21 protein-coding genes are annotated in these 22,942 nt (G+C 60.3%); 6 read left to right on the forward strand and 15 right to left on the reverse strand.

Annotated elements, in window-relative coordinates; genetic code table 11:
- Positions 1-38: 38 nt before the first annotated feature.
- The 6 genes from oah to GPA25_RS24365 all read left to right on the forward strand — a co-directional run bounded on the left by oah (position 39) and on the right by GPA25_RS24365 (position 5,065).
- The gene (oah, locus tag GPA25_RS05325; protein ID WP_169259326.1) at positions 39-1,169 is read left to right on the forward strand and encodes a 6-oxocyclohex-1-ene-1-carbonyl-CoA hydratase; all 1,131 of its coding nucleotides are present in this window, start codon (positions 39-41) and stop codon (positions 1,167-1,169) included.
- Between the two features lie 26 nt (positions 1,170-1,195).
- Entirely contained in the window at positions 1,196-2,263 is a 1,068-nt protein-coding gene (had, locus tag GPA25_RS05330) for a 6-hydroxycyclohex-1-ene-1-carbonyl-CoA dehydrogenase (RefSeq protein WP_169259327.1), read from the forward strand.
- Positions 2,264-2,357: 94 nt separating this feature from the next.
- Positions 2,358-2,750, forward strand: coding sequence for a RidA family protein (locus GPA25_RS05335; RefSeq protein WP_169259328.1), 393 nt, complete (start codon positions 2,358-2,360; stop codon positions 2,748-2,750).
- 35 nt (positions 2,751-2,785) lie between these two features.
- Positions 2,786-3,172, forward strand: a complete 387-nt coding sequence (locus tag GPA25_RS05340; protein WP_169259329.1) for a hypothetical protein — start codon at positions 2,786-2,788, stop codon at positions 3,170-3,172.
- Between the two features lie 141 nt (positions 3,173-3,313).
- The gene (locus tag GPA25_RS05345; protein ID WP_169259330.1) at positions 3,314-4,609 is read left to right on the forward strand and encodes a porin; all 1,296 of its coding nucleotides are present in this window, start codon (positions 3,314-3,316) and stop codon (positions 4,607-4,609) included.
- Between the two features lie 237 nt (positions 4,610-4,846).
- Positions 4,847-5,065, forward strand: coding sequence for a helix-turn-helix domain-containing protein (locus tag GPA25_RS24365; RefSeq protein WP_169259331.1), 219 nt, complete (start codon positions 4,847-4,849; stop codon positions 5,063-5,065).
- A 70-nt stretch (positions 5,066-5,135) separates the two neighbouring features.
- Here GPA25_RS24365 and GPA25_RS05355 read toward each other — a convergent pair whose 3' ends face one another.
- The 15 genes from GPA25_RS05355 to GPA25_RS05425 form a co-directional block, all read right to left on the reverse strand.
- A complete protein-coding gene (locus tag GPA25_RS05355) occupies positions 5,136-5,945 on the reverse strand; it encodes an ABC transporter permease (RefSeq protein ID WP_169259332.1) in 810 nt (269 codons plus the stop codon).
- A gap of 21 nt (positions 5,946-5,966) precedes the next feature.
- Complete coding sequence (locus GPA25_RS05360) at positions 5,967-7,136, reverse strand: ABC transporter substrate-binding protein (RefSeq protein ID WP_169259394.1); 1,170 nt, start codon at positions 7,134-7,136, stop codon at positions 5,967-5,969.
- A 45-nt stretch (positions 7,137-7,181) separates the two neighbouring features.
- A complete protein-coding gene (locus GPA25_RS05365) occupies positions 7,182-8,159 on the reverse strand; it encodes a PQQ-dependent catabolism-associated beta-propeller protein (protein ID WP_169259333.1) in 978 nt (325 codons plus the stop codon).
- Between the two features lie 38 nt (positions 8,160-8,197).
- Positions 8,198-9,013, reverse strand: coding sequence for an ABC transporter ATP-binding protein (locus GPA25_RS05370; protein WP_169259334.1), 816 nt, complete (start codon positions 9,011-9,013; stop codon positions 8,198-8,200).
- A 4-nt stretch (positions 9,014-9,017) separates the two neighbouring features.
- A complete protein-coding gene (locus GPA25_RS05375) occupies positions 9,018-9,779 on the reverse strand; it encodes an ABC transporter ATP-binding protein (RefSeq protein WP_169259335.1) in 762 nt (253 codons plus the stop codon).
- A gap of 3 nt (positions 9,780-9,782) precedes the next feature.
- Positions 9,783-10,568, reverse strand: coding sequence for an ABC transporter permease (locus tag GPA25_RS05380; RefSeq protein ID WP_246265366.1), 786 nt, complete (start codon positions 10,566-10,568; stop codon positions 9,783-9,785).
- Between the two features lie 35 nt (positions 10,569-10,603).
- Positions 10,604-11,587, reverse strand: a complete 984-nt coding sequence (locus GPA25_RS05385; protein WP_169259337.1) for an ABC transporter substrate-binding protein — start codon at positions 11,585-11,587, stop codon at positions 10,604-10,606.
- A 258-nt stretch (positions 11,588-11,845) separates the two neighbouring features.
- The gene (locus GPA25_RS05390) at positions 11,846-12,952 is read right to left on the reverse strand and encodes a porin (protein ID WP_169259338.1); all 1,107 of its coding nucleotides are present in this window, start codon (positions 12,950-12,952) and stop codon (positions 11,846-11,848) included.
- A 743-nt stretch (positions 12,953-13,695) separates the two neighbouring features.
- On the reverse strand, positions 13,696-14,475 hold the full coding sequence (locus tag GPA25_RS05395; protein WP_169259339.1) for a thiazole synthase: 780 nt from the start codon (positions 14,473-14,475) through the stop codon (positions 13,696-13,698).
- Between the two features lie 17 nt (positions 14,476-14,492).
- On the reverse strand, positions 14,493-14,726 hold the full coding sequence (gene thiS / locus GPA25_RS05400; protein ID WP_343034842.1) for a sulfur carrier protein ThiS: 234 nt from the start codon (positions 14,724-14,726) through the stop codon (positions 14,493-14,495).
- 12 nt (positions 14,727-14,738) lie between these two features.
- Entirely contained in the window at positions 14,739-16,655 is a 1,917-nt protein-coding gene (thiC, locus tag GPA25_RS05405; protein ID WP_169259340.1) for a phosphomethylpyrimidine synthase ThiC, read from the reverse strand.
- A 295-nt stretch (positions 16,656-16,950) separates the two neighbouring features.
- The gene (locus tag GPA25_RS05410; RefSeq protein WP_169259341.1) at positions 16,951-18,387 is read right to left on the reverse strand and encodes an NAD-dependent succinate-semialdehyde dehydrogenase; all 1,437 of its coding nucleotides are present in this window, start codon (positions 18,385-18,387) and stop codon (positions 16,951-16,953) included.
- Positions 18,388-18,586: 199 nt separating this feature from the next.
- Positions 18,587-20,167, reverse strand: coding sequence for a GMC family oxidoreductase (locus GPA25_RS05415; protein WP_169259342.1), 1,581 nt, complete (start codon positions 20,165-20,167; stop codon positions 18,587-18,589).
- A 49-nt stretch (positions 20,168-20,216) separates the two neighbouring features.
- Entirely contained in the window at positions 20,217-20,804 is a 588-nt protein-coding gene (locus tag GPA25_RS05420; protein WP_246265370.1) for a gluconate 2-dehydrogenase subunit 3 family protein, read from the reverse strand.
- A gap of 301 nt (positions 20,805-21,105) precedes the next feature.
- Complete coding sequence (locus tag GPA25_RS05425) at positions 21,106-22,875, reverse strand: thiamine pyrophosphate-binding protein (RefSeq protein ID WP_169259343.1); 1,770 nt, start codon at positions 22,873-22,875, stop codon at positions 21,106-21,108.
- Between the last annotated feature and the right edge of the window lie 67 nt (positions 22,876-22,942).

Genomic DNA, 22,942 nt, shown 5'->3' on the forward strand with positions numbered 1-22,942 from the left:
ACCGAAGCCGCGCTGGCGAACCGATGGAGTCATGACACATGCCCCTCAAATACCTTCGCAGGGACAACGAGCTCAAGGATCACCGTCTGCTGGATGACCGACATTTCGGTACATCCGCCCCCTCCGTGCTTTACCAGAAGAAGCCGATCAAGGACGCAGCCGGCACACCTATCGATGGACTGTATTCGGCCTGGGTATCCATAAACAATCCCGACCGCTTCAATGCCTGCACGACGGAAATGCTCAAGGGGGTTATTGCCGGTTTTCAACAGGCCTCCGCAGATCGCTCGGTGGTGGCGGTCGTGTTCACGGGTGTTGGCGAAAAGGCCTTCTTTACCGGCGGCAATGTTGGGGATTTCGCGGCCTACTACTCCCGCCGCCCGCAGGAGTACGGCATGTATATGGACCTCTTCAACACCATGGTCGACAACGTGCTCAACTGCCAGAAGCCGGTGATTTGCCGAGTGAATGGGGCCCGTGTCGCGGGTGGCCAAGAGGTCGGTCTCGCCTGCGATCTCACCGTCACGTCCGATCTTGCAGTCTTCGGACAGGCGAGCCCGCGCCACGGTTCTGCCCCGCTGGGCGGAACGACCGATTTCTTGCCGTGGTTCCTGTCGATCGAAGACGCTACCTACAACTGCGTTTCGTGTGAAACCTGGAGCGCCTACAAGATGAAGGCGAAGAACCTAGTCACCAAGGTCGTACCGGTGCTCAGGAACGACGGACAATGGGTGAGGAATCCGCTGGTCCGCACCGATACCTACATCCACGACGGCGAGTTCGTCTACGGCGAACCGGTGCCGCCTGATGAGTTGAAGTCAGCAAAAGAATTGCTCGTCCGCTGCACGACCGACTTCTCCAGGCTCGATGCCGCGGTCGATGAATTGCTCTGGAAGTTCACCAATTTATTTCCGCATTGCCTGATGAAGTCGATCGATGGCATCCGCGCCAAGAAAAAATTCTTCTGGGACCAGATGAAAACCGTCAACCGCCACTGGCTCGCGGCGAACATGAACAGCGACGCGTGGTTAGGGTTCAGCGCGATGGACTCCAAGAAAATCACCGGCACCGACACCATCGACTTCATCAAGTACCGCCAGCTCGTCGCTCAGGGCGCAGTGTTCGACGACGCCTTTGCAGCACAGGTGTTGAGGCCCCCTAAAGCTTGAGAGCTTTCATCGACAGGACCAGCCGAATGATCCCGACGCACATCGATACATGGCAGATGACCCGCCCCGGGGAACTGCTTCGCACTCAAATTCCGATGCCCGAGCTTCGACCGGGCGATGCCGTGGTCAAGATCAGCGGCTGCGGAGTCTGCCACACCGATCTGTCCTACTTCTACCTGGGTGTGCCGACCATCCAGGAGCCGCCCCTCTCATTGGGCCATGAGATCAGCGGTATTGTGATCGGTGGCGAACCATCCATGATCGGCAAGGAAGTGGTCGTTCCAGCCGTGATTCCTTGCGGAGAATGCGAGCTTTGTTCAAGCGGCCGCAGCAACCGTTGTCTGTCGCAGCAGATGCCCGGCTACTCGATGGGGATCTACGGAGGGTTCTCGAGCCATATCGTTGTCCCGGCGAAGTTCTTGTGCCCAGCCGATAACCGTGGAGATATTCCGCTGTCGCACCTTTGCGCAGTGGCGGATGCCGTAACCACCCCGTATCAGGCGGCCCTACGTGCCAGATTGCAGCCAGGCGACCTGGCGATCGTCATCGGTGCAACGGGCGGGATTGGTTCGTTCATGACACAGGTGGCCAAAGCAATGGGGTGTCGTGCGGTGATCGCCATCGGCCGCAACGAAGAGAAGTTGGCGAAGATTCGAAAATACGGTGCGGATTTCACGATCAATCTCAGTGGTTTGAGCCCCAGGGACGTCAAAGACCAGCTCAGACAATTCTGCAACGATAACGGACTGTGCTCGACGCACGGGTGGAAGATCTTCGAAGCCACCGGCACGAAGGACGGACAGGATCTGGCCTTGTCGCTGCTGTCCTATACGGGCACGCTGGTGGTGCTCGGCTACGGCACGGACAAGACGACCTACATGTTGTCCCGCCTGATGGCGTTCGATGCCGAAATCATCGGCACGTGGGGCTGCCCTCCGGAAAAGTACCCGGAAGTACTCGAAATGTGCATTGACGGACGGGTTTCGCTGGAACCCTTCGTCGAAGAACGACCGATGAGCGAAATCGCTCAAGTCTTCGAGCAGGCGCATCGCGGAGACCTTAGAAGGCGAGTCATTCTTACTCCAGACTTCTAGGCCATGGGGTCGCGGTCGGTGGCCAGAAGTCCCCCTCTGCACTTGTTCTCGCCCTTGTCGGCTGATGACCATGGCACAAGCAAAGGAGAGAGTCATGCAATTTCTGCAGCCGCCCGGCTGGCAACGCCCCAAGGGCTATTCGAACGGGATCGTCGCCAACGGCCGGATGGTTTTCGTGGCGGGGCAAGTCGGATGGGATGAACGGGAGCAGTTCCGCACCGATGACCTCGTCGGCCAAGTGCGCCAGGCGCTCACTAACGTTGTCGCGATTCTAGCCGAGGCCCACGCGCACCCGACCAACATCGTTCGCATGAACTGGTACCTCGCCGACGGCGCGGAATACAACGCACGGCTAACCGAGATTGGTGCGGTCTATCGAGAGCTGATCGGCCGACACTTCCCCGCGATGACTGCAGTGCAGGTCGCTGGGTTCGTGGAAAAGGGCGCGAAGGTCGAGATCGAAGTTACTGCGGTTCTGCCCGCGTGACTTCGTAGTGTGAACCAGAGGAGGACGGCAGGGCGATGAACGATCGCATTCTCGACTGCACTGCGTGGAAGGCGATGCTCGACCGCGAGGGGCTAAGCGCAGCGGAGGCATCGATCGGGGTGTTGACGAAGGACGATTTCGCTGCACGTCGCGGCAGTTTGCTCGTCTGGCGGGGAACCGACGACGGCGCAAGCGTTTCGCTGCGCGCCTATTCTGGAACGTTCGATCCAGACCTTGCGATATTGCTCGTCATCGAACTCGAAGCGCTGCACGAACTTGTCGCAAACGGGCTTGTACGGGCTCCCCAGTTGGCGCGCAGTGGACGGCTGCATCCCTACATGTTGATGTCACTCGACAACTTAGAGGATGCAGGCCTGTCCGATCTAGTCGAGGCTTTTGGGCTCGTGTTTCCCCGGCACTAAACCGAGTTTCGTCGGCGACCATCGGGATCCAGCCGCGGTCGCACATTGGCACTCAATCCGACCTGGCCGGAGGCCCTTCTATGCCTGCAATTTGGGATTTAACACCACTGCGTCGCTAGCGCAGAACTTTGAGGAGACAACATGAAGGCAACAATGATTGATCGAAACATGTCGTGGGTAAAAAAGGGGATCGGCGCTGTACTAATTGCCCAAGCATTTACGACCACTCCACTGCTTGCTGCGACTTCGGATGATGAGATTCGAGAGTTGCGGGCAATGATCGAAAAGCTGCAGAAGAAACTCGAAGGAATCGAGGAGTCCCAGAAAAAATCCACGACACCGGCTACCGCGCCGGCAGCGGCAGGAAATCTCTTGCCGCAAGGGCTCACCATCTATGGCGCGCTCGATAGCGGCGTCGAGCATGTTACCAATGTAGGCATGTCGAAAGAGAATGTCAGCCGGATCCCCTCCACCACCGGGACCGGTCCTAGCGTGATTGGCCTCGACTTCAAGCGGAACGTGACCGCATCCATCTCGGCAGTCGGAAAGGCCGAAATGGGCCTCTTGCTTGATACCGGTTCCTCCGGACAAGGGGGGCGACTGTTTGGCAGGCAACTCTTCGTGGGATTGGACACGCCCGTTGGGAGCCTGACGTTTGGCCGTCAGTATTCGATGCTGTTCTATAGCCTACACGGCTCCGACATCCTTGGGCCTAACATCTATGGCCTTGCGTCCATCGACGCATACATTCCCAATGCCCGCGCCGACAATGCGGTCGTGTGGCGCGCAAAATTCGACAAGCTCTCGCTCGGTGCGCACTACTCCTTCGGGCGCGACACGGTCAATAACACCGTCCCAGCATCGGGCTCATGTGCTGGTGAAGATGCGACCGATACCAATCGCTGCCGCAGTTGGTCTGCCATGGCCAAATACGATCAGCCGAAGTACGGGTTCGCGATTGCAATCGACCAACTGCATGGAGGAACCGGCGCCCAGGCAAGCTTCCTGAACGGAGCGCCCCCGATCGCCATGATCTCGGCCAGTGACAAGGACCGTCGGGTGACGGCGAACGGTTACGTGCGCTTTGGGGCGCTGAAATTGGGAGCCGGCCGACTGTCGCGCAAGGTCGATACTGCGACAACCAACGTCAAGCAGGATACGACGTGGCTGGAAGGTGAATACGCCATCACACCGCAATGGATCGTCGATGGCGGCATCTTCCATGTTTCGAACGAAGATCAGGATCGCAAGGCCAACCTGTACTCGATCCGCGGCACTTACAAGTTTGATGATCAATTGAGTACCTATCTGACGCTTGGGTATATCGACAACAGCTCCAAGGCAGCATACGGCGTCTCGGGTGGCGGAGCGGGCGTCGCCCCCATTGCCGGGAGCTCGCAGTTGGGCGCCATGGCCGGGGTCCGTTATCGATTCTGATTTCTGATGTAGTAGCTTGCACGATTTAACGACTGCAGGCTGAGCGAATGTCGACGGGTATCGTCATGGTTGAAACCAGAAAAGGGGGCGCCATGACGAACCAACACAAATCGATTGCGCCACGCTGGTTTTACTGAACGGACCCAAATCGAAGAACGAACAATGTAGCTACCGGAACTGTCCGGAGAATCGGGCTCCTTCCATGGCCAGGACGGTACGGAAAGCAGTTCAAAGGGAATGTCGGTCGTTGCTAGGGAACTGCTTCGACGTCAGGCACTGACACTGCGCCGCGCGACGGTGCTGACTTGGACCAAGATTGCCAAGGTGTGCGGCGTGTCGATCTCGACGGTGATGAAATGGTCACGGTGGTTAGCCGGCCAAGGTAAAGAGACCTTCGTGCCGAGAGGTCGCGGAAGCATGCACGGTTCGGGGCGTACGCTTACCTTTTCGCAATAGCTGAAGCTGCGCGAGACGATCCTCGAGAGTGTCTCTATTCCACTTCGTGCGACTACCATTCGATTGGCTGCTAGGCCACGGGTCCAGTACGCTTCAACATCCCCCGCTGCGGGTCATACCCGTGGACGGCAACCATGAAGAAGGCAATCAACGACACGACGACGATCCCGGTCGAAGCGGCGGCAAATTGACCATAAAGTGCGAAGCGGATCGCCTCCACCGCATGGGTGAAGGGGTTCCAACGGGCGATCTGGAAGACAATGGTGGCACCGGACTCCTCGAGCTTCCACAGCGGATACAGTGCCGGCGAGATGAAGAACATCGGGAAGATGACAAAATTCATCGTCCCGGCGAAGTTTTCGAGCTGCCGAACCTGGACCGACAGCAGCAGGCCGAGCGCGCCGAGCATCATGCCGGCAAGCACGATTACCGGCAGCGCATACAGCCATCCGGACCAGGGAACCGCGACGCCAAACAGCACCGCAACCACCAGGAAGACATAAGTCTGCAGCACGGAGAGCAGCGTTCCGGCAAGCAGCTTGGCAAACAGCAAGTACGCGCGCGGCAACGGCGCGGTGAGCAGCAGCCGCATCATGCCCATTTCTCGGTCATACACCATTGCGAGCGAGGACTGCATGCCGTTGAAGAGGAGCACCATTCCCAGCAGCCCGGGTACGATATATTCCTGGTAGGGGATGTAAGACTCGTACGGCGGGATGATCGAAACACCAAACACGTTCTGGAAGCCGGCAGCAAAGACCACGAGCCACAGCAACGGACGCACGAGCGCAGAAGCGAAGCGACCACCTTGGCGGACGAACTTGACCACTTCACGACCGGTGATGGCCTGCAGCGCAAGCCAGGCATGGGGCAGTCTCATCGAAGTTCCTGAAGTCAGATCTCAGAGGGCGCAGCTACTGTCGCGCCGGTCGAAACCGAGCGTGTCCATGTTGTTCGTTGGATGCAAGAAGCCATCTATTGGTGCGCGCTCAAACACAGCGTTGTGGGTCGCAAGCAGGATCGGCTGGCGTAGTTGATTGTCCCAAGGGCGGAAGCCGAGTCGATTGCCTTTGAAGCCATCAATCGTGACGTCCCCCTCCTTGAGGTACTTCACGACCGCCGGGAAGTCGGCGTTTTGCGTGCGCACGACACTCTCGACAACCGACTTCACGGCGATCCACGCCGCCCAGTCGGAATCGGCCATCCGCCGCCCGGCCTGCTTCTCCATGCGTGAGTTGAGCTGTGGCGCGCCATTACGTTCCCAGGCCCAGTGCCACGCTACGGCCACGAGGCCATCGGCTCCGGCGACCGGACGGGGACGCACGGTACGGTACGGGACGCTGCGCGCGAACTCGCCATCACTGTCGGCGACGAAGACCACGTCATGGTCACTCCCGGCGGTGAGCAGTGCGACGTTACCCTGGTCGCGCTGGCGCGGATCGTTGCTTAGCACGAAGGGCTTCTTCTCGACGATCTTCACGCCGAAGCGCTTGGCCGAGCGCTCGAAGGCTTCGGCGATCAAGTGATCGTCCGGCAGTGGGCCTTCGAGCATCAACACTGAGCGCCATTTGCGCGACACAAGGTACTGCACGAGTGCGTCGGCAGTCATCGCGTGGTTCGGTAAAGTGTGCAGCAGGTTGGGTTGGCATTGCGTCTGGCGCAGGGCGTCGTCCGCGGCCGAGACGTTGAAGAGCAACAAATCGCGGCTGCGAACGGCGCGCGCGAGTTCAGCGACGACCGCCGCCGGGGCGTCGACGAGGAAGTAGCGCACGCCCTGGCCATGGAGGCGCTCGACGGCCGCGATCAGCGGCTTCGCGTCGGCGCCGGTGACGCGTTCAAGCGTGAAGTCGACGCCCACCGCCTTGCCTACGAACTGCGCCTCGCGGATCGCCACTTCCGCGCCGGCGTGAGGACGCCCGAGCGGCTGGGCAAGAGCCCGGCGCGCGAGACGAGTCTCCTCGTAGCGCGGATCGCCGTCGATTTCGAGGTGCACGATGCGGACGGTCCCCGCCCCTGCTGCGGCGGCAGGAAGCAACGCGGCCAATCCGCCGAGAACGGCCAACAGCCGCATGACACGCCCGAGCGGATGGCGGAGCGAAATTTCCACGATGCATCCTTAATCGTCGATCACGACCGAATGCGGTACGCGCCCGACATGGACCGAGCGCAACACCTTGCGGCTTCGCGTGTCGATGATGGAGAGGTCGTCCGAGAGACCATTGACGACATAGAGCTGACTTTCATCACGATTGAGCGCCACCCCCCAGGCGCGCTTGCCGACGAGGAGGTAGTCCTGCACTTCGCGACTCGCGACGTCGACGACGGCGACATGGTTCGCGCGCCCGAGCGTCACATAGGCGGTCTTGCCATCGCGAGTCATCGTGATGCCGACCGGCGTCACGTCGTCTGGACGGAAGCCCTTCGGCTTGAAATCGACGTTGCCCTTCACGGCGTTGCGCCCGGCATCGATGATCGAGACGCGTGCGCCCATCTCGTTGCTGACCCACACTTCGCTGCCGTCCGGCGTGATCGCGAAGCGCCGCGGGCGGTTGCCGACAATAACGTTGGCAACGATATTGTTGGTTGCCGTATCGACGACGTGCACCATGTTGGCGACTTCGGAGGTAACGTAAACGCGTTTGCCGTCGGGGCTCACGCGCACGCCTTCCGGCTCCTCGCCGACTTCGACGCGGGCGACTGCCTTGCTCGACGCAACGTCGATCACGGAGAGCTGGGCCCCCTCCTCGTTCGACACGTATAGGCGTTTGCCATCGGCGGACAGATCGAACATCTCGGGATCCTCGCCCACCGGAATGCTGCGCGTGACCTTGAGGTGCGCGATGTCGATGACGTCCACTCGATTATTCTTGCTCGAGACGACATAGAGCAGCATCCGGTCCGGACTGAGACGCATGTCGCGCGGCCGGTGGCCAGTCGGAATGGTTTTCACGACCCGCCAGGTCTTGCCGTCAAGTACAGTCACGGCGTTGTCGTTCTCGCTGCTGACAAAAACGTAGCCGGTGTCCTTCGCGCCGGCGGCGCCTGCAGCAAGGGCCAGCACGAATGCGGCGGTCGTCATCTTGGTACGAGTCATGGGGGGGCTCCGATATTTCTTCTTCGGTTCACGGCGTTTCAACCCTGACTGCCGCCGGTGAGTTTCAGGAAAGCCTCGGCGAGCGTCGGCGCACCTGTGGATCGCACGAGCGCGTCGGGGTGCCCCTCGGCGAGGATGCGTCCGTGGTGCAGCACAATCACCCGGTCGGCGGCCTCCGCCTCGTCGACGAGATGGGTCGCCCACAGCACAGCGACACCGCGGTCACGCAGGGCGAGCACTTCATCGAGCAGCTGTCGGCGCGACGCAGGATCGAGCCCGACGGTCGCCTCGTCCATCAGCAGCACTGCCGGCTCATGGACGAGCGCGCGAGCAAGCTCTACCTTGCGCCGGTTGCCGCCACTCAATGCACGGACTGGGTCCTTAGCCCGGTCGGCAAGCCCGACGCGGCGCAGGTTTTCGTCGATGCGCTCGCGCGCGCGACGACCGCCGATTCCATGCAGCCGTGCATGGAATCCGAGGTTGGTGAAGACGCTCAGATCGAGGTCGACCGTCGTCTGCTGGAAGACGACGCCGATGCCGGCGAGAGCCCGCGCCGGATCACGCCGGATGTCATGGCCACAAACCCGGATTCGTCCGGTATCGGCATTGAAAAGACCCGTCAGCAACTGGAACAAAGTGCTCTTGCCGGCCCCGTTCGGCCCAAGCAGCGCAACGAATTCGCCGGACTGAACGGCCAGACTCACTCCGCACAACGCTTCGCGCATGCCATACGACTTGCGTACATCGTCAAGGTGCAGCAAAGCATTGACGGGCGAAGCGGCGCCAGAAACGTCGCGGTCGTCCCCGGTGCCCCGCTGCGCCGTCCCCGGCGTCGCATCGATCGCTTCAGACATCCGCCTATTGCTCCTTCCCCGCCCCGCCGTCCGCGAGGCCCGCAAGGATCTCGGGATGCTCCGCCAGCAGGCGAGCATATAGTTGTGCGACGTTCGAGTCTTCGGGCGAGCGCGGACGCGGCAGATCGACCGGCAACTCCAGCACGACATGCCCGGGCGCGGGAGACAGGAAACACACACGGTCGGCTAGCGACAGCGCTTCGCGCAGGTCGTGCGTGACGAAGAGCACGGTGCTACGACAACGCTGCCACAATTCGACGAGCATTCCACGCAAGCGGTTGGCGGTGGGTACGTCGAGCGACACGAACGGTTCATCCATCAGTAGCACCGCCGGTTCGATCACGAAGGCACGCGCCAGTGCGACGCGACGCTGCATCCCGCCGGAAAGCCGGCCAGGATAAGCATGCATCACGTCGCCCAGCTCCATGGCGCGCAGCAGATTGATCGCCCGTTCCCGCGCTTCTGGCGACTGCCCGCCGACGAGAAGGACGTTGTCGAGCACGGTGAGCCAGGGCATCAGGCGCGGATCCTGGAACATGAAACCTGTTTCGTGCGACGCGCCGGGTGCCCCGATCCGCATACGTCCATCCACGTCGTGATCCAGGCCACCGACGGCATTGAGCAGCGTGCTCTTGCCGCAGCCTGAGGGCCCGACAACGCAGACGAACTCACCGGGCGCGGCACACAGCTCGAGCCCTGCCAGCGCGACATGAGGACGCCCGCCGCGGTCTGCGTAGGATTTGCGATTGATCGTGACTTCAAGCATGTGTCAGCTCCGCCACCGGGTCAGGCGCCGCTCCAGCGGGCGCAGTCCCACCGCTTCGACAATGAGCACCACTGCCGCAAAGGTCAGCGTATAAGCCAGGATGCCGGTGATATCGAACAGCTGGAAGAACATGTTGAGCTGGAAGCCGATGCCGTCGCTGCGGCCAAGCAGTTCCACGACGAGTACGATTTTCCAGATCAACGACAGCCCCGAACGGGCCGAGGCGAACAGCCAAGGGTAGAGCTGCGGCAGATACACGCGCGTGAAGGTAAGGCCGCGCGGCAGCCGATACGCCTGCGCGACCTGCATAAGGCCGCGGTCGATCGCGCGCGCGCCTTCGCGCACGGTCACGACCACGGTCGGAATCTTGTTAAGCGCGACGGCGACAATCGCCGCGGCGTCATTCAGGCCGAACCACACGTAGCACAGGATGATCGTGACAAGCGCCGGAATGTTAAGGCCAAGCACCAGCCAGCCGTCCAGCAACAAGTCGGCCTGACGCCAACGCCCCATGGCGATACCGATTGCGGTGCCGACCACCATGGCCAGCAGGAAGCTGACAGCGACCCGCGCCAGAGTGATCCCCAGGTGGAGCGGCAGCAGGCCCGACAGCATTTCGTCGAGCATGCGCCGAAACACGACCACTGGCGCCGGCAGCGTCGTGCTGTCGAACAACATGGCAGCGACGTGCCACATCAGGAGAAAACCGCCGAGCGATGCAAGGCGCACCCAGCCATCAGCGCCGACATCGGGCATGCTGAGCCGAGGTGCCTTTCGCAGCTTGCTCATCAGCAGCACGCCAGCCTCATCGGCCGCCCCCCTCATCACCGGCCACCGGCGTGCCAGAAGGTCCCGGCCGGCAGCGCCGTCGCCGAACCGACCAGTTCTGCCCCGCCCTCGTCGGCAAGGATTCGGAAGACGCTGCTGGCCGTGCGTTCGGCACGAACGGAGTCGGTAGTCGGGATGCCGGCGCGGAAGCCCTGCTTCAGCGCCGCGAAGGTCGCGTCATCCTCGGCCTGCGTCAGGCTCCGGATCTCCTCCCATATCGAGTCGGATTCCTGCATCGCCTGCTTCGCGCTCGCCGATGCGCGGAGGAAGGCTTCAAGCGCCGGGTTGCGACTAGCCCAGTCCTCACGGAACACCCAGCCGACCATCGGTAATTCACCTTCGACGCCCAGCCCCTTAAGAATCTGGTCGAGGCTTAGCAGCTCGCGCATCCCCGCAGCCCGCAGCCGCGCGGAAAAATGCCAGAAATTGAGGACGGCCGGCAGTTCGCCCTTCAGCATCAGTGCGTTCAAGAGCGGTGGTGCGCCGAAGTCAGGCTTCACGAAGCGGGCCGCATCTTCACCGACCGTCTTGCGGGAATAGGCGCGCAACAGCAGCCAACTCTTGTCAAGCGCCCCGCCAGCGACACCCATCCGCTGGCCGCGCAGATCCGCCAGCGAGCGGATGCCACTGTCGGGCCGCACCATCACCGATCCGATCGCACGCGAATACGGCACGAACACAAACTTTCGTCCCTCGGCACGCTGCCGAGCAACCCAGATCCAGTCATTGACGATTACATCGACCGCACCGCCATGCAACGCGACATTGCTGGCATCCTTTAACGCAAGCGGCACCAGTTCGACCCGTACCCCCTCGCGCTCGGCTAGCCTTAGCCGCTTCATGGCCTCCAGTTCCCAGCTGACGGTGCCGTACTGCAACACCCCGATCCGGATCGTCGGGAGTTCGACACCGAGAGATGGTCTTCCGGTCGCCATCAAGAACAGCGCTACAAACAAGTGCAGTGCCAAACTTCGCAGCATTGGCTGCCCCCGAGCAATTTGTTGTCGCCTATGCGGTACAGGATGCTCTGATCACAGCAAGCCCTAGATCGCTACTGGCAGCTTGCCCAACCCACACCCAGCACCTCGATCTGCTTGATCAGAACCTCGCTACCACCGCGGCCCCTACACACGACGTCACCCACCATATCTTCAGGATCGACGACTAGACCTTCGGCGCGAGAACAAAAAACGGGGGCACACGCCCCCTGAACTCAATGGTTCTTCAATCGAATCGAATCAGAAGTTATAGCGGATGCCAGCATTAAGGACGTAAGTCTTGGCATCTTGCACAATGGTGCCGTTACCGAGCAGCGAAACCACTGCATCCGCATTCTCCTTCGCGTTAATGAAAGCCGCCTGCGCATACAGCGTCGTGCTCTTGTCCCAGGCATATTCATTCGAGACTACCCAGGTGCCTGCCTTGTTGCCGGAAATCTCATTGTCCTTTCCACGATAGTAGGACAGATTGACGCTATTCCGTTCCGTCACCTTCCAATCGAAGCCCGCACCGGTCACCTTGTAATCATTCGCTTTTTCACCGAATGCATCATAAACCGCGCTGTTCATGTGATTGAGCTTCAAGACGAATTGGCCAACCGGCACGCCAACACCGATAGACGATTTCACGATACCTTTATCGCCGTTATCCCGTCGATTCTCCCGCTCGTAACTGCCGGACAGCGTTAGAGGTCCGGCGTAGGTAGCACCGATGGAGAACGTACTATCGGCATCGACATCACCCGCCTTCCCACCAAGTGCATACATCGCCGACAAGTTCGTCTTGCCAAGATCAACGCTGTACGAAATCGAGTTACTCGCAAAGGCACTCAGGAAAGTATTGCCAGTATTACCGGATGCCAGCCACGAGTTCATTCCCGACAGTGATTCACGAAGGCCTCGCGGATCCGTCGCTGCATATGCCAGGATGGCCGGGGTGAACTGGCGCCCGACAAGCACCTTGCCGAAATTTCCCTGAACTCCGACATAGGTCTCACGAACGAAACCGGAAATACCAAATCCCTCGGTGTCACCTGTATTCGACTTGATGTGCTCTTCGAGCTTGAACATCCCCTTGATCCCGTTGCCAAGATCCTTCACACCGGTGAGCCCCCACTTACTCGGGGAAATGCCGCCAGTGTGGAACTTCGTAAGCCGCCCGGCGCTGTCGGGGCCCGGCGCCGGACCAGATTCGTCAGAGGTAGACTTGCTCTGCGACCAGATCCCGATATCGAGCGTGCCATACAGTGTGACGGACGCACCACCGATATTCACACTGAGTCCTTCCGCGTAGGCCACCTGAGCAATCGGAAAGAGTGCAGCAACTACCACCAACGATTTCTTCATGAGTGTCTCCGTATTATTTTTCAACAAATGGATCATCAGACCGATCCGCCTGCTCCATTTCTTGCCTGATAGCACCTTGGTGATATGTGCTACGGCATCGGCCTTGCTAGGCGTATGGGCAGGGCATTTATCTGAACATCCTCTTGCCGTAATTATCTGGAGCGCACAGACTCAAAACCATTGCCAAAAATATTCTGAGTGATCATGGAGCCGCCGGAGTTATCCTTCCGTCTGAATAACTTTTGATATTTCCTCGATTTCCAGCGGAAGATGCGTCTCTTGACTTATTGACGCATGAACATTCGAACCGGCATAGCGCACTTGCAGATGACATCGCGACCGCCGTCGATGCGCTTCTGCGTGCAATCGATAGGCCTATTTTTTGTTGTTCGAGGAAATTCGAGCTCGTCGACACTCTGCGTCCGGTTCCGAAATTTCGACCGTCTGGCGCGAATCAAAGAACGAGATGACGTTTGCGAGAGCCAGAGCGAGGGGGAGCGAGGGGATCATTCCAAAGACAGGTGGTCGCGAGTGAATGCTTGAAATCTGACCACACCCGGTTCAAATTTCATCCATTCACCGCTCCTCTACTTCAATCCGGTTCAGTAATTAGCGAGTGGTTGCGCGCTGCGAAAGCAGAAATATGCCTTTCGATCAATCCCCGGCATGATGTTCGCTTCGCTCGGGCCGTATCGGAATCCCTTATTCCATACTCCGACCGACCAACCTGAGCGATCACCCTGCTATTCGATCAATCCATTGGAGGGTGACGACGGATCAGCCGAATAAAGCTTTCTGGGCATCCGGCCGGCCAAAAATGCCTCCCGCCCTGCCGCAACGCCCTTGCACATGGCGCTAGCCATGAGAACCGGGTCCTTAGCGTGCGCGATGGCGGTGTTCATGAGAACCCCGTCACACCCCAATTCCATGGCGATGGCAGCGTCCGAAGCAGTGCCAACGCCGGCATCGACGATAACAGGGACTTTTGACTGGTCGATGATCAACCGCAGATTCCATGGATTCAGGATACCCATGCCCGAGCCGATCAGCGAGGCCAGGGGCATGATGGCGCTGCAACCGATATCCTCCAGCATCCGCGCCTGGATGGGATCGTCCGAGCAGTAGACCATGACGTTGAAGCCCTCGCCCACCAAGATCTTCGCAGCCTTGAGGGTTTCCGGCATGTTCGGGAAAAGGGTCTTGGGGTCGCCCAGGACCTCCAGTTTGCATAGCGAGTGATCGTCCAGGAGCTCTCGCGCCAATCGCAGGGTACGTACGGCATCCTCAGCGGAATAGCACCCGGCCGTGTTCGGCAAGATTGTGAACCTCGAGGGCGGCAAAGCATCCAGCAGGTTGGGCTGGCTGGGATCCTGACCAATGTTGGTCCTGCGTATCGCGACCGTGACGATCTCGGCTCCCGAAGCGTCAATCGCCGCACGGGTCTCGGCGAAATCCCTGTACTTCCCGGTTCCCACCAGCAAACGGGAGTTGTATGTCCGACCTGCAATCGTAAACTTGTCCATCGAGGTTTCTCTCCCTATCAGCCGCCGCCCACGGCAACGACGATTTCGAAGTTGTCCCCAACACGGATCCATGTGGACGAATGCTGGCTCTTGGGGACAACATTGCCATTGAGTTCAACTGCAATGCGTTTCCCTGCGTACCCAAGCTGCGCAAGCAGATCAACCACTGAAAGTGTGCCGATCAGTGGCTGGGGCTTTCCATGAAAAATGAATATTGAGGGCAACTGAACGCCGGCTTGTGCATTACCCACCTGTTCGTCTCCTCAAACGCTCCTGTAGATCTCGGCACCCGCCTTCACGAACTCGACCGCCTTCACTTCCATGCCCTTGGCGAGCGCCTCTTCTTCCTTGAGGCCTTCCTTCGCGGCGTAGTCGCGCACGTCTTGCGTGATCTTCATCGAGCAGAAGTGCGGGCCGCACATCGAGCAGAAGTGCGCGACCTTGGCGGATTCCTTCGGCAGCGTCTCGTCGTGGAATTCCTTGGCCTTGTCGGGGTCGAGGCCGAGGTTGAACTGGTCTTCCCAGCGGAACTCGAAGCGTGCCTTCGACAGCGCGTTGTCGCGGATCTGCGCGCCGGGGTGGCCCTTGGCGAGGTCGGCGGCGTGGGCGGCGAGCTTGTAGGTGATGATGCCTTCCTTGACGTCCTGCTTGTTCGGCAGACCGAGGTGCTCCTTCGGCGTGACGTAGCACAGCATCGCGGTGCCGTACCAGCCGATCTGCGCGGCGCCGATGCCGCTGGTGATGTGGTCGTAGCCCGGGGCGATGTCGGTGGTCAGCGGTCCGAGCGTGTAGAACGGCGCTTCCTTGCAGTGCTCGAGCTGGAGATCCATGTTCTCCTTGATGAGGTGCATCGGCACGTGGCCCGGACCTTCGATGATGGTCTGCACGTCGTGCTTCCACGCGATGTCGGTGAGCTCGCCGAGCGTCTTCAGCTCACCCAGCTGCGCTTCGTCGTTGGCGTCGTAGATCGAGCCGGGGCGCAGGCCGTCGCCGAGCGAGAAGGCCACGTCGTAGGCCTTCATGATGTCGCAGATGTCCTCGAAATGCGTGTACAGGAAGCTTTCCTTGTGATGCGCGAGGCACCACTTGGCCATGATCGAGCCGCCGCGCGAGACGATGCCGGTCATGCGGTTGGCGGTCAGCGGCACGTAGCGCAGCAACACGCCGGCGTGGATGGTGAAGTAATCGACGCCCTGTTCGGCCTGCTCGATCAGCGTGTCGCGGAAGATCTCCCAGGTGAGTTCCTCGGCCTTGCCGTCGACTTTTTCCAGCGCCTGGTAGATCGGCACCGTGCCGATCGGCACCGGGCTGTTGCGCAGGATCCACTCGCGCGTCTCGTGGATGTTCTTGCCCGTCGACAGATCCATCACCGTGTCGCCGCCCCAGCGGATCGACCAGGTCATCTTGTCGACTTCTTCCGAGATCGACGAGCCGAGCGCGGAGTTGCCGATGTTGGCGTTGATCTTCACGAGGAAGTTGCGGCCGATGATCATCGGCTCGCTTTCCGGGTGGTTGATGTTGTTGGGGATGACGGCGCGGCCGCGCGCGACTTCGCTGCGCACGAATTCCGGGGTGATCTCTTCCGGGATGCTGGCGCCGAAGTGCTGGCCGGGGTGCTGGCGGGTCAGCAGCTTGGCCATCTTCTCGCCGGTGGGGCCGGTGGCGCGCAGCGATTCGACGTAGGCGCGGCGGTTCATGTTCTCGCGGATGGCGATGAATTCCATCTCCGGCGTGATGATGCCGCGGCGCGCGTAGTGCATCTGCGAGACGTTGGCGCCGGCCTTGGCGCGGCGCGGGTGGCGGTGCAGGCCGGGGAAGCGCAGTTCGTCCAGCGCCGCATCGGCGGCGCGGGCGCGGCCGAATTCCGAGCTCAGGTCGGCGAGCACCTCGGTGTCGTTGCGCTCCTCGATCCACTGCTGGCGCATGGCCGGCAGGCCGGAACGGATGTCGATCTTGGCGGCCGGGTCGGAATAGGGGCCGGAGCAGTCGTAGACGAAGATCGGCGGGTTCTTCTCGCCGCCGAAGGCGGTGGGGGTGTCAGCCTGCGAGATTTCACGCATCGGCACGCGGATGTCGGGCGTCGAGCCTTCGACGTAGATCTTGCGCGAGTTCGGCAGCGGGGCGATCGCGGCTTCGTCCACATGGGCTTTTGCGGCGATGAATTTTTCGGTGGCGTTCATGGGCTCTCTGTCGGGGCGGTTTTTTATCGGTGTGTTTGTGCGCCAGTCAGGCGCCGATCGGGGAAGGCCACCAGCAGCATGCTGCCGGCCACGACGCGACCCGAAGACTCTCAGATCCTGCGATCATTGCTGCAGTGGGGTCCGCTAGGTCACTTCCATGTCAGTTCCGAATCCTGCGAGATCGAGTACAGGATCGTTTGCAATACATCCGCCCAATGCTAGTGGCAGGTATTGCACTGGCATTGAGCGGTTTGTGATTTGATCGGCTCAGATAGACGAGTCAAGAACTTGGCGCTCAGACATTGGCAATCGACACCGCTCTCGTGTTGAGGTACGCCTCGAGCGCTTCCGGTCCACCTTCAGTGCCATAACCGGAGTCTTTCAGCCCGCCGAACGGCATTTCGGCCGAAGCCTGGGCAGGCTGGTTTATCCACAGCATGCCGACTTCGACGCGCTGGGAAAGTTGGTGTGCGCTCTTCAGAGAACGGGTAAAGGCGTAGCCCGCCAAGCCGAACGAAAGCCTGTTGGCTTCAGTGATCGCCTCGTCGAGCGTTTTGAAGCGGCGCACTGCGGCGATCGGGCCGAAGGGCTCTTCATTGAACACCTTGGCTTCAAGTGGCACATCGGCCAATACGGTCGGGAGAAAGAAATTGCCATCGCCCGGAAGGCGCTGGCCGCCTGCGGCTACGGTAACACCGCGTTGCAATGCGTCCTCCATGAGGTCCGTCATCGCATTGACCCGCCGTGAATTGACCAAGGGCCCCATCTGCGTCCCCTCGGCAAGGCCGTCGCCCACCTTTAGGCCCTGAGCAAACTTCGCGAGATCGGCGACAAACTGATCATGGATGTCTTCGTGCACCAAGAAACGGGTAGGCGCTATGCAGATCTGGCCTGCATTGCGGAACTTGGCGCTACCTGCCGCTCGAACCGCAAGCTCCAGGTCCGCATCGTCGCAAATGATGACCGGCGCGTGTCCGCCTAGCTCCATCGTCACGCGCTTCATGTGCTGGCCAGCCAGCGCAGCAAGCTGCTTGCCGACCATGGTAGAACCGGTAAACGTAACCTTGCGAATGATCGGATGCGGAATCAGATATCCAGAGATCTCCGCCGGATTCCCATATACGAGCCCGACGACGCCCGCGGGGACACCTGCATCAACGAAGGCGCGAATCAGCTCCGCCGGCGCCGCCGGGGTCTCCTCGGCTGCCTTGACGAGAATCGAGCAGCCGGTTGCCAGCGCGGCGGAAACCTTTCGAACGACCTGATTGATTGGGAAATTCCACGGAGTGAAGGCCGCAACGGGCCCGACCGGGTCCTTAAGTACCATCTGACGCGTCGCGAGATTGCGCGACGGTACGATACGACCGTAAACGCGCATCCCTTCATCGGCGAACCATTCGATGATATCCGCCGCGGCCAACGTCTCGAGCCGTGCCTCGACTAACGGCTTCCCCTGCTCCTGGGTCAGTACGCTGGCGATGCGGTCGCAGCGCTCACGCATCAGCGCAGCCGCGCCGCGCATGATTTTCTGCCGCTCGAGCGCCGGCGCGTCGCGCCAGACCTCGAAGCCCTTTTGAGCTGCTTCGAGCGCACGATCGAGGTCCGCCGTACTGGCGTGCGCAACGCGCCCGATTTCTGCCCCGGAAGCGGGATTGTGGACGGGTTGCGTACGGCCGTCGGCAGCATCCTGCCATTGACCCGCGATGAGAAGCTGGGTGTTGGGGTAATTCATCCGTGCCTCCTGGCAATAAATCCCTTGGGTTTTCCCACGCTACGGATTGCACCCGCAAAACCGAGGGGGCTAAGCGCGAGGAGTGCCAGAGCCATCCTCCCAATACAAGGACGTCCGACACTCCCGGCACTCGGATCGGGTTTCTCTTATCACGCCCCGTGCACAAGCACGGGGCGGCAACCTCTGTACGCCGTGGCGTTTACAGTTGTTTACGCTTCATCTGATCTACGATGTACTCGGCCTGCCGAATCGCGAGGGCCACAATGGTCAATGTCGGATTGGCGACCGCGCTCGATGCAAATTGGCTGCCATCCGAAATGAAAAGATTCTTGACGTCATGGGCCTGGCCCCACTTGTTGACCACCCCGTCACTCGCCTTGGCACTCATGCGGTTTGTGCCCAAGTTATGCGCGGCTGGCCACACGGGAACTTCGACGATCCGGTTGGATCCCAATGCATCGTTCATCTTGCGCCACTGCCCAAGGGCGTGCTTTACGATGAGTGCATCGTTGGCATGATCCGAATTTGCAACAATGGGAACGGGCAGTCCATGTTGATCCTTCTCGGTCGGATGAAGAGTGACACCGTTCTGCTCCATCGGCATTTGCTCACCACAGATCCAAACCCCGGACATGTGGTCGTATTTATCCAATACCGAAGTCATCTCCCTGCCCCACCCATTGGGCGTTCTGAGGAAGGCTGCTGCAAACGGCAGCCCCTGCGACAGTACGATCAGGTTGTACCCGGCAACGAAGCCGCGCGAAGGATCATGCTTTTGCTCGTCCATCACGATCGCTGCGACAGCTGTTCCGCGATGCATCTTGACTGGCTTCTGGTGGATCGCGAACGCAGCAGCCGTCGCATGGGCCATGTAGTTGCGCCCCACCTGTCCGGAGGAGTTCGCCAGGCCATCGGTAAACTTGGATGACGCCGAATTGAGCAGCAACCGCGGAGATTCGATCGAGTTGCCGGCCACGCAGACAATGCGCGCCTTTTGCAAGTGTTTGGTGCCGTTCTTGTCCGCGTACAGGACACCGTTCACCTTGCCCGATTTGTCGTGCTGAATTTGCAGGACCATGGCCTCAGGCCGGAGTTCAACGCGCCCCGTGGCGATCGCTCGCGGGATTTCGGTATATAGCGTCGACCACTTGGCACCGATCTTGCACCCTTGCACGCAGAAGCCAATCTGCTGACATCCCGGCCTGCCGTCATAGGGACGGGAGTTGATCGCCATGCGATGCACGACGTTCTTGTACCCAATCTTTCGCGCACCGGCCTCGGCAACCAACGTGTTGTTCGATTTTGGAAGCTCCGGCATCCCACTCGCTGGGGCACCTGAAACGCCCATTTTCTTTTCGGCTAACTCATAGTAGGGAACCATGTCCTCATACGAGAGCGGCCAATCGATCAGATTGGCATCGAGAACACGGCCGTAGGTCGTCAGGGGCTTGAATTCATGGGGCTGGAATCGCAACGACACCCCAGTCCAGTGCACCGTCGAGCCTCCGACGGTCTTGCAGATCCACGCAGGCAGGTTTGGCGCCGTGCGGTGAGGGCTCCAGGTGCCCGCAGTGACCCGCTTGTCGAGCCAGGATAGCTTCGAGAACATCGCCCACTCGTCGTTCTCGATGTCTTCGAGCGTAAACTGCTTTCCCGCTTCGAGAATGACGATCTTGTTGACACCCTTTTGCGCCAGTTCGTTGGCAAGCGTTCCGCCGCCAGCGCCCGATCCTACGATCACGACGACTTCACTATCGTTCAGGTCAAATGTTGCAGCCATGGTCTCCGTTCCTTTGTCTTGTGGTTGGCCACCCGCGGGCCTGCCATCTCTACAGCCAGTCGATGTCGTTGAAACCGCGCTCCAGATAGCCGCCTTTCTCCCATGAGGAGCCTTCGTAGCCGAAGAGCGGCCAGACCTCCTTGTTGTTGTAGAGCCCGAATATCAGATCGCCACGCACCTTCTGGAAAAATGCCGACTGTTCGATTTCGTAGAGAAGTACGACGCGTTCGCCCTCGCCGGGAACATCCGCATACGCCTTGCCGTAGCGACGGATTGCTTCAGCATTGAGCTGCGCGACACCGGAATCGAGCATAGATTTGAGCTGAGCATCCTGAGCCACCTTCTGGTCATAGGACGCGATCGCTGCTGCGTAGAACTTGTCGGGCACCTTGTCATGCGGAAAGATGTCTCGCGCCATCTTCACGAGCGTCTTGCCTACAGATTCACTCAGTCTTTCAAATTTCTGCGCGTAAGCCTGCTCGGCAGGCGCCATCAGACCGACGGCAGGCAGGACCGCGACACCCACGGCCGCCAGCCCGCTCCCCTTCAGGAACGCGCGCCGGCCCAGTTGCTCCTTGGAAGTAACGCTCAGCGATGCGGCGTCCGAACTCAAGGCCTTTTCTTTCAGTTGATCCATGAATTCCACCCTATGATCTTGAACACACAAAAATCAGTGAACGACCCACGTTCTGCGATCCGCCCCACGTAACCACCTCGGAACATCTTTCTGGCTCGCATATCGGCACGCCGGAACAGGGAAAAACGCAGCCGCGACGTCACCGCTTTGGCGATTACCAGTTGTCCTCGTCAAAGCGGTGCCGGCTTGAGGCTCTTCGCCTCGAAGCCCTCGAATCAGCTCGCTCGAAACCACCGTCGATCAATGCACAGGCGCCATTGATTGACGGTGGATCGGCGATCGAAACGACCTGACTTGTCGTTTACGATTTCAGGTGCAGGAGGTTCTCACCGGGGTACATCGAACCCCCGGTGTCGACCGGAATCTCGCGCCCCTTGAGCAGCAGATTCGGGCCAACCCCCCCGACCGGATCGCTTGCCAAGCCTTGCGTCTTGCTCACCGGAATTTCGATGAGCGCCGGCTTGCCCGAGTCGATTGCACGCTGAAGCGCTCCGGCAATGTCGCCCGTCTCGCGGACCGACTCACCATAGGCACCAAATGCCTTGGCGATCCCGACCCAATCCGGGTTCATGAACTCCGTCCAGTTGTTCTGGCCGAACTGATGGTTCATCAGTGTCCAGTTCGCACCGTAGGATTCGTTCGTGAACACCATGGTGATGACGGGAAGCTTGTGCTCGACTGCAACGCGGAACTCGTTGAAGTGGTAGTACAGCGCACCATCGCCGGTCCCGAGGAAGACCCTGCTGTTGGGTTCGGCAAGTTGCGCGCCGAGTGCCATCGGGAAACCGCATCCGAGAATCCCCTCGGCCATCGAGGTCACCAGGCGGCGCGGTCTCTGGAGAATGGCACCACCAAACATCGGCAGAGTGTGGTTGCCGATGTCGGTTACGATGATGTCCTCCGGGCGCTGCACCTTGCGCACTTCCGCCATCGCACGGAACATGCTGGCCGGCATGCCGTCGCCACTCTCCTGCTCGCGAACCCACCCATCCCACGCCGCACGGAACTCGGTGGCCTGACGGAAGTTTTCGCGCTCTTGGTACCGAACCGCCTTGAAGCCCGAGGTACCCGGCAGAACTTCGATCAACTGCTCCATGAACGTCTTCGCATCGGCGACGACTGACAGCAGCGGGAAGTAGAACGTGCCGAGCACAGCCGGATCGGTATCGACGTGCACGAACTTCGGCATCTTCGTGATGTAGCCTTGGGCAATACCCCAGTCGGACAGACGCGAACCGAGTACGAGCACGAAGTCGGCAGCCGCCATCATGTCGTTCGCGCTCTTCCACCCGCAGAAACCTGCCGAACCCATCGCCAGCGCGTGGGTCTCGGGGAACACACCTGCACCCGTAGAGGTCGTGACGACCGGCACACCCACCATTTCTGCGAGTTTCAGCAGCGCTTCGCTACCGCCGCTACGAGCGACACCACCACCTGCGAGAATCACCGGATTCTTTGCTGCCACGAGCTGCGCCGCTGCCTCGCGAACATCTTCGTTCGGAGCATGCAGCACACTCTTGGCCCGCGTCGCTCCGCGGGGCACCAGTGCTTTGTCGTCAATCTGATCCGCAGTCAGATCAAACGGGATATCCACATAAGCGGGGCCCGCGGGATGCCCCTCGGCGACGCGGAATGCCTCGTGAATGGCCTCGCCGACCTTGTCAAGCCGTTCAACGCGCTGGGTCGAACGTGCAATCGGAGTGAAGCTCTGCCAAGGCACCTGCTGCGCCGCCTCTGACCGTCCAGCGAGACGCCCGTCACTATTCAGACCAATATGCACGGCCGGAATGCGCCCAGTGCGGGCCTCCTGCATTGCAGCATGAAGCAGCAGGTTGCCTACGCAATGCCACGCGCCAACAGCGGCGGAGCGGTCCTTGACGTAGTTGTACCCGTTAACCATCCAAGCGCCACCCAGCTCGGTAGCCGGATTGATGACTCGCTTGCCGAGATGCGACTTACTAAATGCATCCGCCACAAAGTGGCTTGTATGCCCAATAAAGCCGACCACCTGCTCCGTGCCGTACTCTTCAAGGGCTTCGACGATGAGATCCGCACCACGTTTGATCGCCATTCATATTCTCCTGTTAGGAATGCGCCGTTCTGAACCACGTTTGCCGGAAGGGTTGACGCCGCAACTC

The sequence above is a fragment of the Aromatoleum diolicum genome (assembly GCF_012910955.1).
Lineage (GTDB): Bacteria > Pseudomonadota > Gammaproteobacteria > Burkholderiales > Rhodocyclaceae > Aromatoleum > Aromatoleum diolicum.

Bases quoted from the DNA above. Each gene is read 5' to 3' on its own strand.
- GPA25_RS05380 (WP_246265366.1), bottom strand. From the start codon at position 10,568: ATGAGCAAGCTGCGAAAGGCACCTCGGCTCAGCATGCCCGATGTCGGC.
- GPA25_RS05370 (WP_169259334.1), bottom strand. From the start codon at position 9,013: ATGTCTGAAGCGATCGATGCGACGCCGGGGACGGCGCAGCGGGGCACC.
- GPA25_RS05425 (WP_169259343.1), bottom strand. From the start codon at position 22,875: ATGGCGATCAAACGTGGTGCGGATCTCATCGTCGAAGCCCTTGAAGAG.
- GPA25_RS05345 (WP_169259330.1), top strand. From the start codon at position 3,314: ATGAAGGCAACAATGATTGATCGAAACATGTCGTGGGTAAAAAAGGGG.
- GPA25_RS05375 (WP_169259335.1), bottom strand. From the start codon at position 9,779: ATGCTTGAAGTCACGATCAATCGCAAATCCTACGCAGACCGCGGCGGG.
- GPA25_RS05390 (WP_169259338.1), bottom strand. From the start codon at position 12,952: ATGAAGAAATCGTTGGTGGTAGTTGCTGCACTCTTTCCGATTGCTCAG.
- had (WP_169259327.1), top strand. From the start codon at position 1,196: ATGATCCCGACGCACATCGATACATGGCAGATGACCCGCCCCGGGGAA.
- GPA25_RS05365 (WP_169259333.1), bottom strand. From the start codon at position 8,159: ATGACTCGTACCAAGATGACGACCGCCGCATTCGTGCTGGCCCTTGCT.
- GPA25_RS05415 (WP_169259342.1), bottom strand. From the start codon at position 20,167: ATGGCTGCAACATTTGACCTGAACGATAGTGAAGTCGTCGTGATCGTA.
- GPA25_RS05355 (WP_169259332.1), bottom strand. From the start codon at position 5,945: ATGAGACTGCCCCATGCCTGGCTTGCGCTGCAGGCCATCACCGGTCGT.
- thiC (WP_169259340.1), bottom strand. From the start codon at position 16,655: ATGAACGCCACCGAAAAATTCATCGCCGCAAAAGCCCATGTGGACGAA.
- GPA25_RS05335 (WP_169259328.1), top strand. From the start codon at position 2,358: ATGCAATTTCTGCAGCCGCCCGGCTGGCAACGCCCCAAGGGCTATTCG.
- oah (WP_169259326.1), top strand. From the start codon at position 39: ATGCCCCTCAAATACCTTCGCAGGGACAACGAGCTCAAGGATCACCGT.
- GPA25_RS24365 (WP_169259331.1), top strand. From the start codon at position 4,847: ATGTCGGTCGTTGCTAGGGAACTGCTTCGACGTCAGGCACTGACACTG.
- GPA25_RS05385 (WP_169259337.1), bottom strand. From the start codon at position 11,587: ATGCTGCGAAGTTTGGCACTGCACTTGTTTGTAGCGCTGTTCTTGATG.
- GPA25_RS05395 (WP_169259339.1), bottom strand. From the start codon at position 14,475: ATGGACAAGTTTACGATTGCAGGTCGGACATACAACTCCCGTTTGCTG.
- GPA25_RS05340 (WP_169259329.1), top strand. From the start codon at position 2,786: ATGAACGATCGCATTCTCGACTGCACTGCGTGGAAGGCGATGCTCGAC.
- GPA25_RS05420 (WP_246265370.1), bottom strand. From the start codon at position 20,804: ATGGATCAACTGAAAGAAAAGGCCTTGAGTTCGGACGCCGCATCGCTG.
- GPA25_RS05410 (WP_169259341.1), bottom strand. From the start codon at position 18,387: ATGAATTACCCCAACACCCAGCTTCTCATCGCGGGTCAATGGCAGGAT.
- GPA25_RS05360 (WP_169259394.1), bottom strand. From the start codon at position 7,136: ATGCGGCTGTTGGCCGTTCTCGGCGGATTGGCCGCGTTGCTTCCTGCC.